Genomic DNA, 15,271 nt, shown 5'->3' with positions numbered 1-15,271 from the left:
GAGGCAGGGAGGTTCTCCCGAGTCCTGGATCAGAACGGGAACCGTATGCAGAACCGTAGGAGCGGCGCAAGCCGCGATATGGCGGTAGCGGGTGTCGGGGAGCTGGTTGCGAGTAACACCGTAAAGCTTTTCCCAGCTTCCCGTCCCCAGCCACCCGCAACCGCATGTGGTCGCGGCTTGCGCCGCTCCTACAAGGTGTTGCCGTCAGCGGTGTCAATCAACGATCGTGCTTTGCGATCTTCGCGGCTCTGCGTCCTTGCGTTGGGTTTTTTCAGATTGACCTCGCGGCGGGGGCGCCGCTCCTGCATGGGCACGTCCTGTAGGAGCGGCGCAAGCCGCGATTCAACCGGCCGGGGGGGCTGCGGTATCAATGGGCCTCGTCCCAGTTGTCGCCCACGCCGATGTCCACTTCCAGCGGCACGCGCAGGTCGGCGGCGGCGATCATGATGTCACGGATCCGGTCACGCGCGCTGTCCACGGCCTCGGCGGCCACTTCGAACACCAGTTCGTCGTGCACCTGCATGATCATGTTCACCGGCTGCCTCTCGCGCTCGATCCAGGCATCCACGCCGATCATGGCGCGCTTGATGATGTCGGCGGCGGTGCCCTGCATGGGGGCGTTGATGGCGGTGCGCTCGGCGTACTGGCGGCGGGCGGCGTTGGCCGACTTGATGTCCTGGATGTAGAGCCGGCGGCCGAACACGGTCTCCACGTAACCCTGTTCGCGGGCCTGTTCGCGGGTGCGTTCCATGAAGGCTTTCACGCCGGGGTAACGGGCGAAGTAGCGGTCGATGTACTGCTGGGCGGTGGGGCGGTCCACGTCGAGCTGGCGGGCCAGGCCGAAGGCCGACATGCCGTAGATCAGGCCGAAGTTGATGGCCTTGGCCGAGCGGCGCATGTCGGCCGTGACCTGCTCGGGCGGCACGCCGAAGACCTCGGCGGCGGTGGCGCGGTGGATGTCTTCTCCCGCGGCGAAGGCGGCCAGCAGGCCCTCGTCGCCCGACAGGTGGGCCATGATCCGCAGCTCGATCTGGGAATAGTCGGCCGCCAGCAGGCGATAACCTTCGGGGGCGATGAAGGCCTGGCGAATGCGCCGCCCCTCCTCGCTGCGCACCGGAATGTTCTGCAGGTTGGGATCGGAAGACGACAGGCGGCCGGTGGCGGTGACCGCCTGATGATAGGAGGTGTGCACCCGGCCGGTGCGCGGATTGACCTGCCGTGGCAGCTTGTCGGTGTAGGTGGACTTGAGCTTGGCCAGCGAGCGGTGCTCGAGAATGATCCGCGGCAGTTCGTAGTCGGCCGCCAGCTCCTGCAACACCGACTCGGCGGTGGAGGGCTGGCCCTTGGGGGTCTTGGCCAGCACCGGCAGGCCCAGCTTGCCGAACAGGATGGCCTGGAGCTGCTTGGGCGAGCCGAGGTTGAATTCCTCGCCGGCCAGTAGCCAGGCCTGCGCTTCCAGTTCCTTCAGGCGCGCGGCGAAGGCGCGGCTCTGTTCCTCGAGCCTGGCCACGTCCAGCAGCACGCCGCGGCGCTCCATGCGCGAGAGCACCGGCACCAGCGGCATCTCGATTTCCCGGAACACCTTCGTCAGGGCCGGGATCTCGGCCAGGCGCGGCCACAGGGCCTGATGCAGGCGCAGGGTGATGTCGGCGTCCTCGGCGGCATAGGGGGCCGCCTCGGCCACCGGGATCTGATCGAAGGATTTCTGCTTCGCGCCCTTGCCGGCGATCTCCTCGTAATGCACCGTCTTGTAGCCCAGGTACTTGAGGGCCAGGGTGTCCATGTCGTGGCGCGAGCCGGAGGGGTCCAGCACATAGGATTCGAGCATGGTGTCGTATTCGACACCGCGCAGGGCGATGCCGTAGCTGGCCAGCACGTTCATGTCGTACTTGCTGTGCTGGCCCACCTTGGCCTGTTGCGGATCGCTCAGCAGCGGGCGCAGTTTTTCCAGCACCGCTTCCCGCGCCAGTTGCGCCGGGGCATCGGCATCCGCGTGGGCCAGGGGCACGTAGGCCGCCTCGCCCGGCTGCACGGCGAAGCTGCAGCCGACGATCTCCGCCGCCATGTAGTCGAGACTGGTGGTTTCCAGGTCGAAGGCGAACAGCTCGGCCTCGCGCAGCCGCGCGAGCCACCTCTCCAGTTCGGCCATGTCGTGGATGGCGCTGTAGCGGGCCTCGGTCATCGCCTCGGCCGCCTCGCCGTCGCCGTCCCGGCTGTCCAGCAGGTCGGCCAGCCAGCGCTTGAACTCGTAACGGCGGAACAATTCGATCAGCTTCTCCCGATCCGGCTCGCGGCGTTGCAGATCGTCGAGGGTCAGCGGCAGTGCCACATCGGTGCGGATGGTCACCAGTTCCTTCGACAGGGGCAGCTGCTCGAGACTGGCGCGCAGGTTCTCGCCCACCTTGCCCCTGATCTCGTCGGCATGGGCGATCAGGTTCTCCAGCGAGCCGTACTGCTGCAACCACTTGGCGGCGGTCTTGGGGCCCACCTTGGGCACGCCCGGCACGTTGTCCACCGTATCCCCGATCAACGCCAGATAGTCGGTGATGCGCTCCGGCGGCACGCCGAACTTGTCGATCACCGCCTGCCGATCGCTGACCGTGTCGGTCATGGTATTGACCAGCGTCACGTGATCGTCGACCAGTTGCGCCATGTCCTTGTCGCCGGTGGAGATCACCACGTCCATGCCCCGCTCGGTGGCCTGGCGGGCCAGGGTGCCGATCACGTCGTCGGCCTCCACGCCGTCGATCACCAGCAGCGGCAGGCCCATGGCCTCGACGATGGCGTGCACCGCGGGGATCTGCGCCGCCAGATCCTCGGGCATGGGCGGCCGGTTGGCCTTGTATTCGGCGTATAGCTCGTTGCGGAAGGTCGGGCCCTTGGCATCGAAGACCACGGCGATGCGCTGCGGATCGTAGTCCTTGAGCAGCTTGCGGATCATGTTGATCACGCCATACACCGCGCCGGTCGGCTCGCCGGCCGAATTGCTCAGGTTGGGCATGGCGTGATAGGCGCGGAACAGGTAGGAGGATCCGTCCACCAGCACCAGGGGCTTCGGGTTTGCGTTGGAGGCGGGTTCGGCCATGGGGGTTTCGCGGGCAGTCCGGGAGCCGGGCATTGTAGCAGCCGGAAACCGTTTCTGGTTCCCGCCCCGGCGAATGGGGTAAACTCCCGGCTTCCAGCCACCGCCGACCGAACCATGAAAAAGACCGAACACCCCGGCCTGAGCCCCATCGACGACACCATGCTCACCCGGGAGTCGTGGAAGATCTTCCAGATCATGGCCGAGTTCGTGGAGGGCTTCGAGCGGCTGGCGCGGATCCGGCCCTCGGTGAGCATCTTCGGTTCGGCGCGCACCCCCACCGATCATCCCTACTATCAGCTCACCGTGGACATCGCCCGGGCCCTGTCCGACGCCGGCTTCTCGGTGGTCAGCGGCGGCGGGCCGGGGATCATGGAGGCCGCCAACAAGGGCGCCTACGAGGGCAAGTCGCCCAGCATCGGCCTCAACATCCAGTTGCCCCACGAACAGGCCGGGAATCCCTACCAGGACATTTCCCTGCGCTTTCGCCACTTCTTCTCGCGCAAGGTCATGTTCGTGAAATACGCCGCCGCCTACGTGGTGCTGCCCGGCGGTTTCGGTACCCTGGATGAGCTGGCCGAGATCCTGACCCTGATCCAGACCGGCAAGACCCGGCGCATTCCGGTGATCCTGGTCCACGAGCCCTTCTGGGCCGGCCTGCTGGACTGGTTCCGCCACACCCTGGCCGAGGAGAAGATGATCGATCTCGACGATCTGGATCTGATGTGCGTGATCGACACCCCCGAGGCCGTGCTGGACGCCATCTTCCGCCACTACGAACACCGCGGCTTCGAACCCTCCGCCGAGGAAGCCGAGATCCTGCTGGATCTGTAACCCTGGAGCCCGTCATGATCCGTCCCCTGCTGCTCACCGGCCTGTTGCTCGCCAGCCCCCTGCTGTTTTCGGCCGAACCGCCCCCGCCCCTGCCGGTGGATCCGGTCGAGCCCGCCGAGGTGCCGGAGCCGGAGGTGACCATCATCCAGCGCGAGGATCGCACCATCGAGGAATACCGGGTCAACGGCCGGGTGCGTTACGTCAAGGTCATCCCCAAGGTGGGCAAACCCTACTACTTCGTCGACACCGACGGCGACGGCACCCTGGACAAGCGTTTCGACGACCTCGACAATCCGCCCATCAACCAATGGATTCTGTTGCGCTGGTAATCCCCATGTGTGCCGTACGTCCTCCCTGCTCACGGAGCCCGCGCTGAGATGTCCGTGTATACCCCCGTCGGGCGCGAACAGCTCGAGGCCTTCCTGCGCCACTACCAGGTGGGCGAACTGGTGGACTTCGAAGGCATCAGCGCCGGGATCGAGAACACCAACTATTTCGTCACCACCACCGGCGGTGAATTCGTCCTGACCCTGTTCGAGGCCCTCTCGGCCGAGGAACTGCCCTGGTTCCTCGACCTGATGGCCTACCTGGCCGAGCACGGCGTGCCCAGCGCCCATCCCATGCCCGACGAGCGGGGCCGCTATCTGCGCGCCCTGGAGGGCAAGCCGGCGGCCCTGGTGCGGCGCCTGCCCGGCCACAACGTGGAAGATCCCAATCCCGTGCAATGCGCCGAACTGGGCCGGGCGCTCGGCCACATGCACGTGGTGGGGCAGGACTTCCCCGGGCGGCGCGAGAACCCCCGCGGCCCCCACTGGTGGGCCGAGACGGCAGCGAAGGTGCTGCCCCGCCTGGCCCCGGACGAGGCGCGCCTGCTGGAAGCCGAACTGGCCTTCCAGCGCCAGCACGCCCACGACGCCCTGCCCCGGGGGGTCATCCATGCCGATCTGTTCCGTGACAACGCCCTGTTCACCGGCGACCGCCTGACCGGGATCATCGACTTCTACTACGCCTGCAACGACGTGCTGCTGTACGACGTGGCGGTGACCGTCAACGACTGGTGCACCACCGCCACGGGCGAACTGGACCGCCCGCGGCTCGAGGCCTTCCTCGACGCCTACCGCCGGGAACGGGACTTCACCACCGCCGAGCGTGACGCCTGGCCGGTCATGCTGCGGGCCGCCGCCCTGCGCTTCTGGCTCTCGCGCCTGCAGGACAAGCTCTTTCCCCGCGAAGGCGAGCTGACCCACATCAAGGATCCGGACGTGTTCCGGCGCATCCTCGAGTGCCGAATCGCCGCCGGAGAACGGCTGAAACTCCCTTCGTCAAGGGGAAAAACCTGTGGATAACTTTGTGGATGAATGCCGGATCTGTCAGACGAATTTCAGAATTTGCTGATACATGCAAACCGTCTGCACAAACGCCTGAAAATTATATCTTTTTATATCAATAACATACACTATTCCCGCAGGGCCATTTTCCCCTGCTGGCCAATGACCCTGAAACAAATCATTGATTTGCCGTCGATGTGTATAACTCGAGTACCAGGGCCCTGTCATGCTTCCGTCATGGAGAGTGGGTGCTTACCCTGAGGGAGGACGAGAAACCGTGAAACGCCTCGTGGCCGCCACCGAGCGAAGTGTGCACTTCCTCACCCTGCTGATGGTGCTCGTCACCTTCGCCGTGGTGGTGCTGCGCTACGGTTTCGACCTGGGCTGGATCGCCATGCAGGAGTCGGTCACCTACCTGCACGCGGCCAACTTCATGCTCGGCGCCGCCTTCGCCCTGCGCCACGACGCCCACGTGCGGGTGGACATCTTCTACCAGAAGTTCGGCCCCCGCGGCCGCGCCTGGGTGGATCTGCTGGGCACCCTGTTGCTGCTGCTGCCGGTGTGCGGCTTCATTCTCTACGCCTCCTGGGACTACGTGCGCGAATCCTGGCACCTGATGGAAGGCTCCCAGGAAGCCGGCGGCATCCCGGCGGTGTGGCTGCTCAAGTCGCTGCTGCTGGCCATGCCGCTGCTGCTGATCCTCCAGGGGCTGGCCATCGCCGTCCGCTGCCTGCGGGTGCTGGCGGGCCAGACCCCGCCCGCCCCGGAGAAGGACGAGGTGCACGACCTGTGATGGCCGAGTTCATGCCCCTGCTGATGTTCCTCGCCGTGGGCCTGGTGCTGCTCTCGGGCTACCCGGTGGCCTTCGCCCTGGGCGGCACCGCGCTGGCCTTCGCCCTGCTCGGCCACTTCACCGGCACCTTCGACGACGCCTTCCTGCAGGCCCTGCCCAACCGCCTGTACGGGGTGATGACCAACGTCACCCTGCTCGCCGTGCCCCTGTTCGTGTTCATGGGCGTGATGCTGGAGCGCTCGAAGGTGGCCGATCAGCTCCTCGACACCATGAGCGCCCTGTTCGGCCCCCTGCGCGGCGGGCTCGGCATCTCGGTGACCGTGGTGGGCATGCTGCTGGCCGCCTCCACCGGCATCGTCGGCGCCACCGTCGTCACCATGGGCCTGCTGTCACTGCCCACCATGCTGCGGCGCGGCTACGACCCGCGCCTGGCCACCGGCACCATCTGCGCCTCCGGCACCCTCGGCCAGATCATCCCGCCCTCCATCATCCTGGTGCTGCTGGGCGACGTGCTGGCCTCGGCCTACCAGCAGGCCCAGCTCAACATGGGGATCTTCGCCCCCGAGACCGTCTCGGTGGGCGATCTGTTCACCGGCGCCCTGATCCCCGGCCTGCTGCTGGTGGCCCTGTACATCGCCTACGTGATCCTGATCGCCTGGCGGCAGCCGCAGCGCGCCCCGGCCCTGCCGGCAGCGGAGCGGGATCTGCACGGCCGGGAACTGGGCCTGCGGGTCCTCAAGGTGCTGGTGCCGCCGCTGATCCTCATCGTGCTGGTGCTCGGCTCCATCATCGCCGGCGCCGCCACCCCCACCGAGGCCGCCTCGGTGGGCGCGGTGGGCGCCATGGTCCTGGCCGCCTTCCAGCGCCGCCTCACCTGGACCACCCTGCGCGAGGTGATGCGCACCACCACCGAAGTCTCCAGCATGGTGTTCCTGATTCTGATCGGCGCCTCCCTGTTCTCGCTGGTGTTCCGCGGCTTCGGCGGCGACGACCTGGTGCGCGACCTGCTCACCGATCTGCCCGGCGGCAAGGTGGGCGCCCTGCTCGCCGTGATGGGGGTGATGTTCCTGCTCGGCTTCATCCTCGATTTCATCGAGATCACCTTCGTGGTGGTGCCCATCGTCGCCCCCGTGCTGCTGATGATGGACATCAGCCCCGTGTGGCTGGGCGTGATGATCGCCATCAACCTGCAGACCTCCTTCCTCACCCCGCCCTTCGGCTTCGCCCTGTTCTACCTGCGCGGCGTGGCGCCAAAGGAAGTCGCCACCGCCGACATCTACCGCGGCGTGATGCCCTTCATCGCCATCCAGCTCCTGGCCCTGGCCCTGCTGGCCCTGTGGCCGGAACTGGCCACCTGGTTGCCGGATCGGATCTACGGCAACTGATGACATGACCCCATGCTTGCCCCGGTGATTCGCCAGGACGCCTGTGGTTCAATCATCATTCGTTTCCAACCCCCCAAACGGATATGAACACCGACGATCCCTGGAAAGACAAACTCGATCCGGCGCGCTACCGCATCCTGCGCGAAGCCGGCACCGAACCGCCCTTTTCCGGCGAATACACCCACTGCAAGACGCCCGGCACCTACCACTGCGCCGCCTGCGGCGCGCCGCTGTTCGCCTCACACGCCAAGTTCGACTCGGGCAGCGGCTGGCCCAGCTACTGGCAACCGCTGCACGACGCGGCGCTGAAGGAAGTGACGGACACCCGCCACGGCATGACCCGCACCGAGGTGCGCTGCGCAAACTGCGACTCGCACCTTGGCCACGTCTTCCCCGACGGACCGCCGCCGACGGGGTTGCGCTACTGCATCAATTCGCTGGCATTGGTGTTAAAGGCAGAGGAAAGAGACAAGTGAAAAGAGGCAGGAGCGCAGCGGCGGCGGCAATCGGCGTTACCGACAACGGCGGCTCCGCTGCGCTTGAGCCGCCCTGCGCAGGGTGCAGACGGGAAACCGCTTGCGGCAGCGTTAACGGGCAGAAAAGAGACAGGAACCCGTTGCACGCCATTGCGTAGGCCGGCTCAAGCGCAGCGGAGCCGGCAAACGGGCAATTACCTTCTCGCCTTGAGATAGGCCAGTTCGGAGATCCGCTGCCATTCCCCGACCTGGTTGCGGAAGTTGCGGAAGGAGTCGTAGATGGCGCGGGTGGTCTTGTCCTTCGCGGCCACTTCCTGCACCACCTGTTCCGAGACTTCGCGCAGCTTCGCCAGAACGTCGTCGGGGAAGGCGCGCAGTTGCACCTTGTGTTTCGTGACCAGCGTGTGCAGGGCGGCGTTGTTGCGGGCCATGTATTCGGCCAGCATGTCCTGGTTGACCACCCGGCAGGCGTTCAGCACGATGGCCTGGAGATCCTTCGGCAGCGCCTCGAAGGCCTTGCGGTTGATCAGGGCCTCGAGGGTGGTGCCGGGCTCGTGCCAGCCGGGGTAGTAATAGTATTTCGCCGCCTTGTAGAGGCCGAAGGCCAGATCGTTGTAGGGGCCGACCCATTCGGTGGCGTCGATGGCACCCGACTGCAGGGAGGTGTAGATCTCGCCGCCGGGCAGGTTGACTGGCGTGCCGCCAAGGCGCCGCAGCACTTCGCCGCCGAGGCCGGGAATGCGCATCTTCAGGCCCTTCATGTCGGCCAGGGCGCGGATCTCGCGGTTGAACCAGCCGCCCATCTGCACCCCGGTGTTGCCGGCCGCCGCCGGGATCAGGCCGAAGGGTGCGTACAGCCTGCGCCACAGCGCCATGCCGCCGCCGTGGTACAGCCAGCCGTTCATCTCGTCGGCGGTCAGGCCGAAGGGCACCGCGGCGAAGAACTGGGCCGCCTCCACCTTGCCCTTCCAGTAATAGGCGGCGCCATGGCCCATCTGCGCGGTGCCGCGGGAGACGGCGTCGAAGACCTCGAAAGCCGGCACCAGCTCCTTGGCCCCGTACACCTTCACCTGCAGGCGCCCGCCGCTCATCTCGGTGATCAGCTTCGCCAGATGGTTGGCCCCGGTGCCCAGGCCCGGGAAGTTCTTGGGCCAGGTGGTGACCATTTTCCAGCGAATGCGCCCGCCAGCGCGGGCGATGAAGGGGGCGGACAGGCCGCCGGCGAGCAGGCCGCCGGTGCCGGCGGTCTTGAGGAAATCACGTCGTTTCATGGCGCTCTCCCGGTATATTGGCCGCCCCATTTTGCCAGCCGCGTCGCAAGGTGCAAGCCCGGCGATGGCATCGACCGGCGGATTTTGTCATGATGCCGGAACGGGCCGTCGAAAAGGCCTCTGGATCGGCGCTTTCAACGGCCTGGCAAGGGACGGACCAGCCGCGCCCGGCTGACGGCTATCGGAATCCACCATGTCCGCAACGGTTCAGGAACTGCGACGGGTTCACCGTCTCCTGCTCGGGATCATTCTCGGCAGCTACGCCATCGCCCCGCTGATCGGCTACGCCGTGAGCCTGATCTTCGGCGCGGTGGATCCCCTGCGCCTGCTGGCCTGGCCGGTGTGGCCGGCCCTGCTGGCCATCCACCTGGGCCTGCTCGGCTGGATGTGGCACCACTTCCGCGATCTCTTCGCTCCCCTGCGTCAGCCGCAGGCGGCCGACCCGCGCCTCTCGCTGCAGGGCTTCGGCAACAGCTACTGGATCTTCTACCTGCTCTACGTGCTGATCCTGCCCACCGTGCAATACTGGCTCGGCGCCGGCGACACCCCCCGGCCCAGCGGCCTGCTGCACGCCATCTTGCTGCAACTGGTGGTGGCCATCCTGGTGGGCATGCCGGGCTATCTCGAAGCCCTGGCCCTGCTCGGGCGGGCGGCCCACCACACCGGGCTGGATCGCATCCACGTCTCCATGCGCAGCAAGATCCTGCTGATCGGCGCCTACATGCCGCTGCTGATGACCACCGCGCTGCTGCGCTACGACTGGTCCCGCACCGGCCGCCTCAGCTCCGAGCTGTGGCTGGCCTGGCTGGCGCTGGGGATGGTCGCCTTCGTGATCACCCTGATCGCCATCCGCAGCCTGCGCCAGTCCCTAGCGCCCGTGCAGGAAGTGATCAGCAGCAGCGACGCCCGCGACCATGCGGGGCTGGCCCGCCGCCTGCGGCCCCGCTCCCTCGACGAGATCGGCTACCTGATCCAGACCCTGGGGCGCCTCTTCCAGCGGCTCGGCGAGCAGGAATCGCACATGCGCGCCATCTTCGACCATGCCGCCGAGGGCATCATCGTGATCGATGCCGAGGGCCGGGTGGAGACCCTCAACCCCGCCGCCGAGCGGCTGTTCGGCCGCCCGGCCGAGGCCATCCACGGCCGGCCCATCGGCGATCTGCTGCCCGATCTTGCCCTGCCGGCCCTGCGCGAGGCGGGCCACCTAGCCGAGCGCGAACACACGGCCCGCCACGCCTCGGGCGCCGAGCTGCCGGTCTCGCTGCGGGCCAGCGCCATGCAGATGGACGACCGGATCTACTACACCCTGCTGGTGGCCGACATCTCCGAGCGCAAGGCCACGGAACAGATGCTGCTGGAAGCCGAGGCCCGCTACCGGGATCTGGTGGAGACCGCCCACGACCTGGTCTGGTCCATGGACGCCGAGGGCCGCTGGACCTACCTGAACGACGCCGTAATCCGGATCTACGGCTACCCCCCCTCGCAGATGCTGCACCGCCATTTCAGCGACTTCCAGGCCCCCGAATCGACCACCCGCGACGCCGAGGCCCATGCCGCCCTGCAGCGGGGCGAGGAGCTGGTCAACTACGAGACCGTGCATCTCGACAACCACGGCAACCGGCGCTACATCAGCTTCAACGCCCGGCCCCAGTTCGACGCCGAGGGCCGGCTGGTGCAGATCACCGGCACCGCCCACGACATCACCGAACAGAAGGCCTACGAACAGGAGCTGGCCTACCAGGCCCAGCACGACAGCCTCACCCGCCTCTACAACCGCAACTACTTCCAGCGCGAACTGGTGCGCGAGGCGGCCCGCGCCCAGCGCGGCCAGACCCGCTTCGCCCTCCTCTACCTGGATCTCGATCAGTTCAAGTACGTCAACGACACCCAGGGCCACGCCGCCGGCGACCGGCTGCTGGTGGAATGCGCCGATCTCCTGCGCCAGCACCTGCGGGAAGGGGATCTGCTGGCCCGCTTCGGCGGCGACGAGTTCACCCTGCTGCTGTTCGACGTGGACGAACATGGCACCACCCGGGTGGCCGAATACATCCGCCAGCTGTTCGAGAACTACCGCTTCGTGGACGCCGGCAAGACCTTCAACGTCACCGTCAGCATCGGCATCTCGCTGGTGCACGACGAGGCCGTGGACGCCGACGAGGCCCTGGCGCGGGCGGATCTGGCCTGCAACATCGCCAAGAGCCAGGGCCGCAACCGCCTGCACCTGTTCGATCCGGCGGATCGGCGCAAGGACGGCATGGCCGAGGACATGGGCTGGGCGGCCCGGGTACGGGAGGCCTTCGAGCAGGATCGCTTCAAGCTGGCCTTCCAGCCCATCATCGCCATCGACAGCGGCGAGATCCACGACTACGAAGTGCTGCTGCGCATGACCCTCGACGACGGCGACGTGATCCTGCCCGGCGGCTTCATGCCGGCCGCGGAACGCTTCGGCCTGATCCACCAGGTGGATCGCTGGACCGTGCGCCGGGCCATGGAGACCCTGGCCGATCTGCGCGCCCGCGACAGCAGCGTGCGCTTCGCCATCAACCTCTCGGGCCGGGCCTTCGAGGACGAGGCCCTGCTGCCGCTGATCCACGGCATCCTGGTGGAAACCGGCCTCGACCCGGAGGCGCTCACCTTCGAGATCACCGAATCGGCGGCCATCTCCAATCTCTCCGCCGCCACCGCCTTCATCCACCAGCTCAAGGACATGGGCTGCCAGTTCGCCCTCGACGACTTCGGCACCGGCTTCTCCTCCTTCGCCTACCTCAAGCACCTGCCGGTGGACAAGCTCAAGATCGACGGCTCCTTCGTGCGCGGCATGGCCGAGGCGCGGGTGGATCAGGCCATGGTCCAGTCCATGAACGAGATCGCCCACGCCCTGGGCAAGCAGACCATCGCCGAGTTCGTGGAAAACGCCGCCACCCTCAAGCTCCTGCGCCGCTACGGCGTGGACTTCGCCCAGGGCCACTTCCTCAGCCGCCCCCTGAGCCGGGTCGCCCGCTTCCCCGATGTGCCCGCCCGGGGACTGCGCGCCCACTGATGACAGGGACGAGGGACGACGACAGCCTGGATGCAGAAAGCCAAATGACGAGGTGAATCGAAACCGGAGCCGGGTGGTTTTCCTCGGCCCTCGGCCCTCGTCACTCGTCCCTGCATGTTCGCGGATCGCGCCGCTCCTGCCGGGGAGATCCATCAAAACTGGCGTGAGCCTTGCATGTTTTCGGGCAGAATCCCCAATCGGAGAACCCCATGCTTCGCCCCCTGCTCGCCGTCCTGCTGGTGCTGACGGCAAGCGGCTGCACCCTTCAGCGGCAGCCGCCCCGCCATCCCTGGCTGGCCACGCCCTTCGTCGCCAGCGAGGTCAACGCGGCCCGCGAGGTGGCCGCCCGCCTGATCCCCTGCCTGCAACCGGCCACCAGCCCCCGCCAGCAACGGCAACACCAGCAGTGCCAGCAGCGCCATCTGAGCGCCAGCCTGCTGCGCGGCGCCGGCCGCCATCCCCTGCCCCTGGAATGGCTCGGCGGCCTGACCCTCTCCACTCTCGGCCCCTGCGACGCCCAGGATGCGCGCATGTTCTCCCACACCAACACCCCCTGGCCCCGCCACATGCGCCTGTGGCTGTGCGCCGACAGCCAGATCGACTCGGACATGGCCCGGGTGGTGGTGCAGTACGTGCGCGAACCGAAGATCGGCCGCCTGCAGATCGGCGGCGTGAAACTGGTGCGCCTGTGGCCGCTGGACGAGCGGCAGAGCTACAACCCGTATCTGCGGAATCTGCATCGGTGAGTTGGCAAGGAACGAGGAAAAATCGCCGTAGGCCGGCTCAAGCGCAGCGGAGCCGGCATCTCGGGATGACACGATTTTTGCCGGCTCCGCTGCGCTTGAGCCGGCCTACACCAACGGCGTCGTTGCGTTGAAAAACCCCGCTCAACACACGGCGAGATTGGCGTATTCGAGCATCAGCCACTTGCTGCCTTCGCGGGCGAAGTTGACCTGCACGCGGGCGTGGCGGCCTTCGCCCTCGTAATTGAGGATCACGCCCTCGCCGAAGGTGGGGTGGATGACCAGGGTGCCGGGGGCCAGTTCCGGCGGGGTTTCGTCGAGGCGGCCGGCCGATCCGCCGGCCGTGGCGGGACGGGAGACAATGCCGTGCAGGCGCACTTCCTCCACCAGGTGCTCGGGGATCTCGCGCAGAAAGCGGGAGGGGCGGTTGTACCGCTCCTCGCCGTAGAGGCGGCGCTTCTCGGCATAACAGAGGGTGAGCCGTTCGCGGGCGCGGGTCATGCCCACGTAGCACAGGCGGCGCTCCTCCTCGAGGCGGGCGCCGTCCTCGGCCGAGAGGCGGTGGGGAAACAGGTCTTCCTCCATGCCCACCAGGAACACCTGGCGGAACTCCAGGCCCTTGGCCGAGTGCAGGGTCATGAGCTGCACGCAGTCGTCCCACTCGGCGGCCTGCTGCTCGCCGGCCTCCAGCGCCGCGTGGGCCAGGAAGGCCGAAAGCTCGTCCATCCCCGCGCTGTCCTCCTCGTCCACCGCGAAGCTGCGCCCGGCGCCCACCAGCTCCTCCAGGTTCTCGATCCGCGCCCGGCCCTTCTCGCCCTTCTCCTTCTCGTAGTGGGCGATGAGGCCGCTGGCGTGGATCACCTGCTCGATGGTCTCGGCCAGGGACAGGCCACGGGTCTCGGCGGCCAGCGTCTCCAGCAGATCGAGGAAGGCGGCCAGCGCCGAGACCGCCCGCGAGGGCAGGCCCTTCTCGTCCACCACCTTGCGCATCGCGCTCCACAGGGAACTGTTGTCGATCCGCGCCTGCTCGCGTACCGCCTCCATGGTACGGCTGCCGATGCCGCGGGTGGGCACGTTGTGGATGCGCTCCAGGGAGGCGTCGTCGTGGCGGTTGGCGAGCAGGCGCAGCCAGGCCAGGGCGTCCTTGATCTCCTGGCGCTCGAAGAAGCGCAGCCCGCCGTAGACCCGGTAGGGGATCCCCTGGCGCAGCAGCGCCTCCTCCAGCACCCGCGACTGGGCGTTGGAGCGGTAGAGTACGGCGCAGTCGCGGCGCGCGCCGCCGCCCTCGATCCAGGCCTGGATCTGCTCGACCACGAAGTTGGCCTCGTCCAGCTCGTTGAAGGCGCCGTAGAGGCGGATCGGCTCGCCCTCGCTGTCGGCGGTCCACAGGGTCTTGCCCAGGCGTTCGCTGTTGTGGGCGATGAGGGCGTTGGCCGCCTCCAGGATGGTGCCGGTGGAACGGTAGTTCTGCTCCAGGCGGAAGGTGGACACCGGCGCGAAGTCGCGGGCGAACTGGTGGATGTTTTCCACCCGCGCGCCGCGCCAGCCGTAGATGGACTGGTCGTCGTCGCCCACCGCGAACACGTGGCCGCCGAGCCCGGCGAGCAGGCGCAGCCAGGCGTACTGGATGGTGTTGGTGTCCTGGAACTCGTCCACCAGGATGTGGCGGAAGCGCTGCTGATAGTGTTTGAGGATGTCCGGATGGTTCAGCCACAGCTCGTGGGCGCGCAGCAGCAGCTCGGCGAAATCCACCACCCCGTTGCGCCGGCAGTGCGCCTCGTAGGCGCGGTAGATGGCGATCATGTGCTCGTCGTAGCGGCTGCCCTGGGCGTCCAGATGCCGGGGCCGCTTGCCCTCGTCCTTGCGGGCGTTGATGTACCACTGGGCCTCGCGGGGCGCCCACTGGTTCTCGTCCAGGCCCAGCTCGCGGATCACCCGGCGCACGGCGCGCTGCTGATCGTCGCTGTCCATGATCTGGAAGCCCTGGGGCAGATCCGCGGCCTGCCAGTGGGCCCGCAGCAGGCGATGGGCGATGCCGTGGAAGGTGCCCACCCACAGGCCGGCGGCGGGGATCTGCAGCAGTTCCTCGATGCGCCCGCGCATCTCGCCGGCGGCCTTGTTGGTGAAGGTCACCGCCAGGATGCCGTGGGGCGAGACCCCTTCGGCCACCTGCAGCCAGGCGATGCGGTGCACCAGCACCCGGGTCTTGCCCGAGCCGGCGCCGGCCAGCACCAGCACGTTGCCGGGCGGCGCGCACACCGCCTCGCGCTGGGCATCGTTGAGGGGATCGAGGATGGGAGAGACGTCCATCCCGGCATT

Annotated in this window: 11 protein-coding genes; 8 read left to right on the top strand and 3 right to left on the bottom strand. The window is 67.4% G+C overall.

What is annotated here, in order from left to right; genetic code table 11:
- Positions 1-367 precede the first annotated feature (367 nt).
- Entirely contained in the window at positions 368-3,085 is a 2,718-nt protein-coding gene (gene polA, locus ACZ5BH_RS06600) for a DNA polymerase I (protein ID WP_464891124.1), read from the bottom strand.
- A gap of 114 nt (positions 3,086-3,199) precedes the next feature.
- Here polA and ACZ5BH_RS06595 point away from each other — a divergent pair, with 114 nt between their 5' ends.
- From ACZ5BH_RS06595 to msrB, 6 genes are all read left to right on the top strand, one after another.
- Positions 3,200-3,916 (top strand): LOG family protein, encoded by a 717-nt coding sequence (locus ACZ5BH_RS06595; RefSeq protein WP_464891123.1) that lies wholly within the window; start codon positions 3,200-3,202, stop codon positions 3,914-3,916.
- A gap of 14 nt (positions 3,917-3,930) precedes the next feature.
- A complete protein-coding gene (locus ACZ5BH_RS06590) occupies positions 3,931-4,245 on the top strand; it encodes a DUF2782 domain-containing protein (RefSeq protein WP_464891122.1) in 315 nt (104 codons plus the stop codon).
- Positions 4,246-4,293: 48 nt separating this feature from the next.
- Positions 4,294-5,262 carry a homoserine kinase gene (locus ACZ5BH_RS06585; RefSeq protein WP_464891121.1) on the top strand — a complete coding sequence of 323 codons (969 nt, stop codon included), beginning with the start codon at positions 4,294-4,296 and terminating at the stop codon, positions 5,260-5,262.
- A gap of 259 nt (positions 5,263-5,521) precedes the next feature.
- Entirely contained in the window at positions 5,522-6,037 is a 516-nt protein-coding gene (locus tag ACZ5BH_RS06580) for a TRAP transporter small permease subunit (RefSeq protein ID WP_464891120.1), read from the top strand.
- Positions 6,037-7,422, top strand: a complete 1,386-nt coding sequence (locus ACZ5BH_RS06575; RefSeq protein WP_464891119.1) for a TRAP transporter large permease — start codon at positions 6,037-6,039, stop codon at positions 7,420-7,422. Before ACZ5BH_RS06580 ends, ACZ5BH_RS06575 begins: the two co-directional genes overlap by 1 nt.
- Before the next feature lie 83 nt (positions 7,423-7,505).
- On the top strand, positions 7,506-7,898 hold the full coding sequence (gene msrB / locus ACZ5BH_RS06570; RefSeq protein WP_464891118.1) for a peptide-methionine (R)-S-oxide reductase MsrB: 393 nt from the start codon (positions 7,506-7,508) through the stop codon (positions 7,896-7,898).
- A gap of 194 nt (positions 7,899-8,092) precedes the next feature.
- Here msrB and ACZ5BH_RS06565 read toward each other — a convergent pair whose 3' ends face one another.
- Complete coding sequence (locus ACZ5BH_RS06565) at positions 8,093-9,169, bottom strand: TRAP transporter substrate-binding protein (RefSeq protein ID WP_464891117.1); 1,077 nt, start codon at positions 9,167-9,169, stop codon at positions 8,093-8,095.
- 193 nt (positions 9,170-9,362) lie between these two features.
- On the opposite strand from ACZ5BH_RS06565, the gene ACZ5BH_RS06560 reads away from it, so the two are divergent.
- Both ACZ5BH_RS06560 and ACZ5BH_RS06555 read left to right on the top strand, forming a co-directional pair.
- The gene (locus ACZ5BH_RS06560) at positions 9,363-12,209 is read left to right on the top strand and encodes a putative bifunctional diguanylate cyclase/phosphodiesterase (RefSeq protein WP_464891116.1); all 2,847 of its coding nucleotides are present in this window, start codon (positions 9,363-9,365) and stop codon (positions 12,207-12,209) included.
- A gap of 209 nt (positions 12,210-12,418) precedes the next feature.
- On the top strand, positions 12,419-12,955 hold the full coding sequence (locus ACZ5BH_RS06555; RefSeq protein ID WP_464891115.1) for a hypothetical protein: 537 nt from the start codon (positions 12,419-12,421) through the stop codon (positions 12,953-12,955).
- Positions 12,956-13,096: 141 nt separating this feature from the next.
- On the opposite strand, the gene uvrD is transcribed toward ACZ5BH_RS06555, so the two are convergent.
- Entirely contained in the window at positions 13,097-15,262 is a 2,166-nt protein-coding gene (uvrD, locus tag ACZ5BH_RS06550; RefSeq protein ID WP_464891114.1) for a DNA helicase II, read from the bottom strand.
- Positions 15,263-15,271: the final 9 nt, after the last annotated feature.

This window comes from Thioprofundum lithotrophicum (genome assembly GCF_055387065.1).
The sequence above is the reverse complement of the archived record's forward strand: the minus strand, read 5'-3'. Positions and strand labels throughout refer to the sequence as shown.

Coding starts and splice junctions, on each gene's coding strand:
- polA (WP_464891124.1), bottom strand. CDS start 3,085: ATGGCCGAACCCGCCTCCAACGCAAACCCGAAGCCCCTGGTGCTGGTG.
- ACZ5BH_RS06595 (WP_464891123.1), top strand. CDS start 3,200: ATGAAAAAGACCGAACACCCCGGCCTGAGCCCCATCGACGACACCATG.
- ACZ5BH_RS06590 (WP_464891122.1), top strand. CDS start 3,931: ATGATCCGTCCCCTGCTGCTCACCGGCCTGTTGCTCGCCAGCCCCCTG.
- ACZ5BH_RS06585 (WP_464891121.1), top strand. CDS start 4,294: ATGTCCGTGTATACCCCCGTCGGGCGCGAACAGCTCGAGGCCTTCCTG.
- ACZ5BH_RS06575 (WP_464891119.1), top strand. CDS start 6,037: ATGGCCGAGTTCATGCCCCTGCTGATGTTCCTCGCCGTGGGCCTGGTG.
- msrB (WP_464891118.1), top strand. CDS start 7,506: ATGAACACCGACGATCCCTGGAAAGACAAACTCGATCCGGCGCGCTAC.
- ACZ5BH_RS06565 (WP_464891117.1), bottom strand. CDS start 9,169: ATGAAACGACGTGATTTCCTCAAGACCGCCGGCACCGGCGGCCTGCTC.
- ACZ5BH_RS06560 (WP_464891116.1), top strand. CDS start 9,363: ATGTCCGCAACGGTTCAGGAACTGCGACGGGTTCACCGTCTCCTGCTC.
- ACZ5BH_RS06555 (WP_464891115.1), top strand. CDS start 12,419: ATGCTTCGCCCCCTGCTCGCCGTCCTGCTGGTGCTGACGGCAAGCGGC.
- uvrD (WP_464891114.1), bottom strand. CDS start 15,262: ATGGACGTCTCTCCCATCCTCGATCCCCTCAACGATGCCCAGCGCGAG.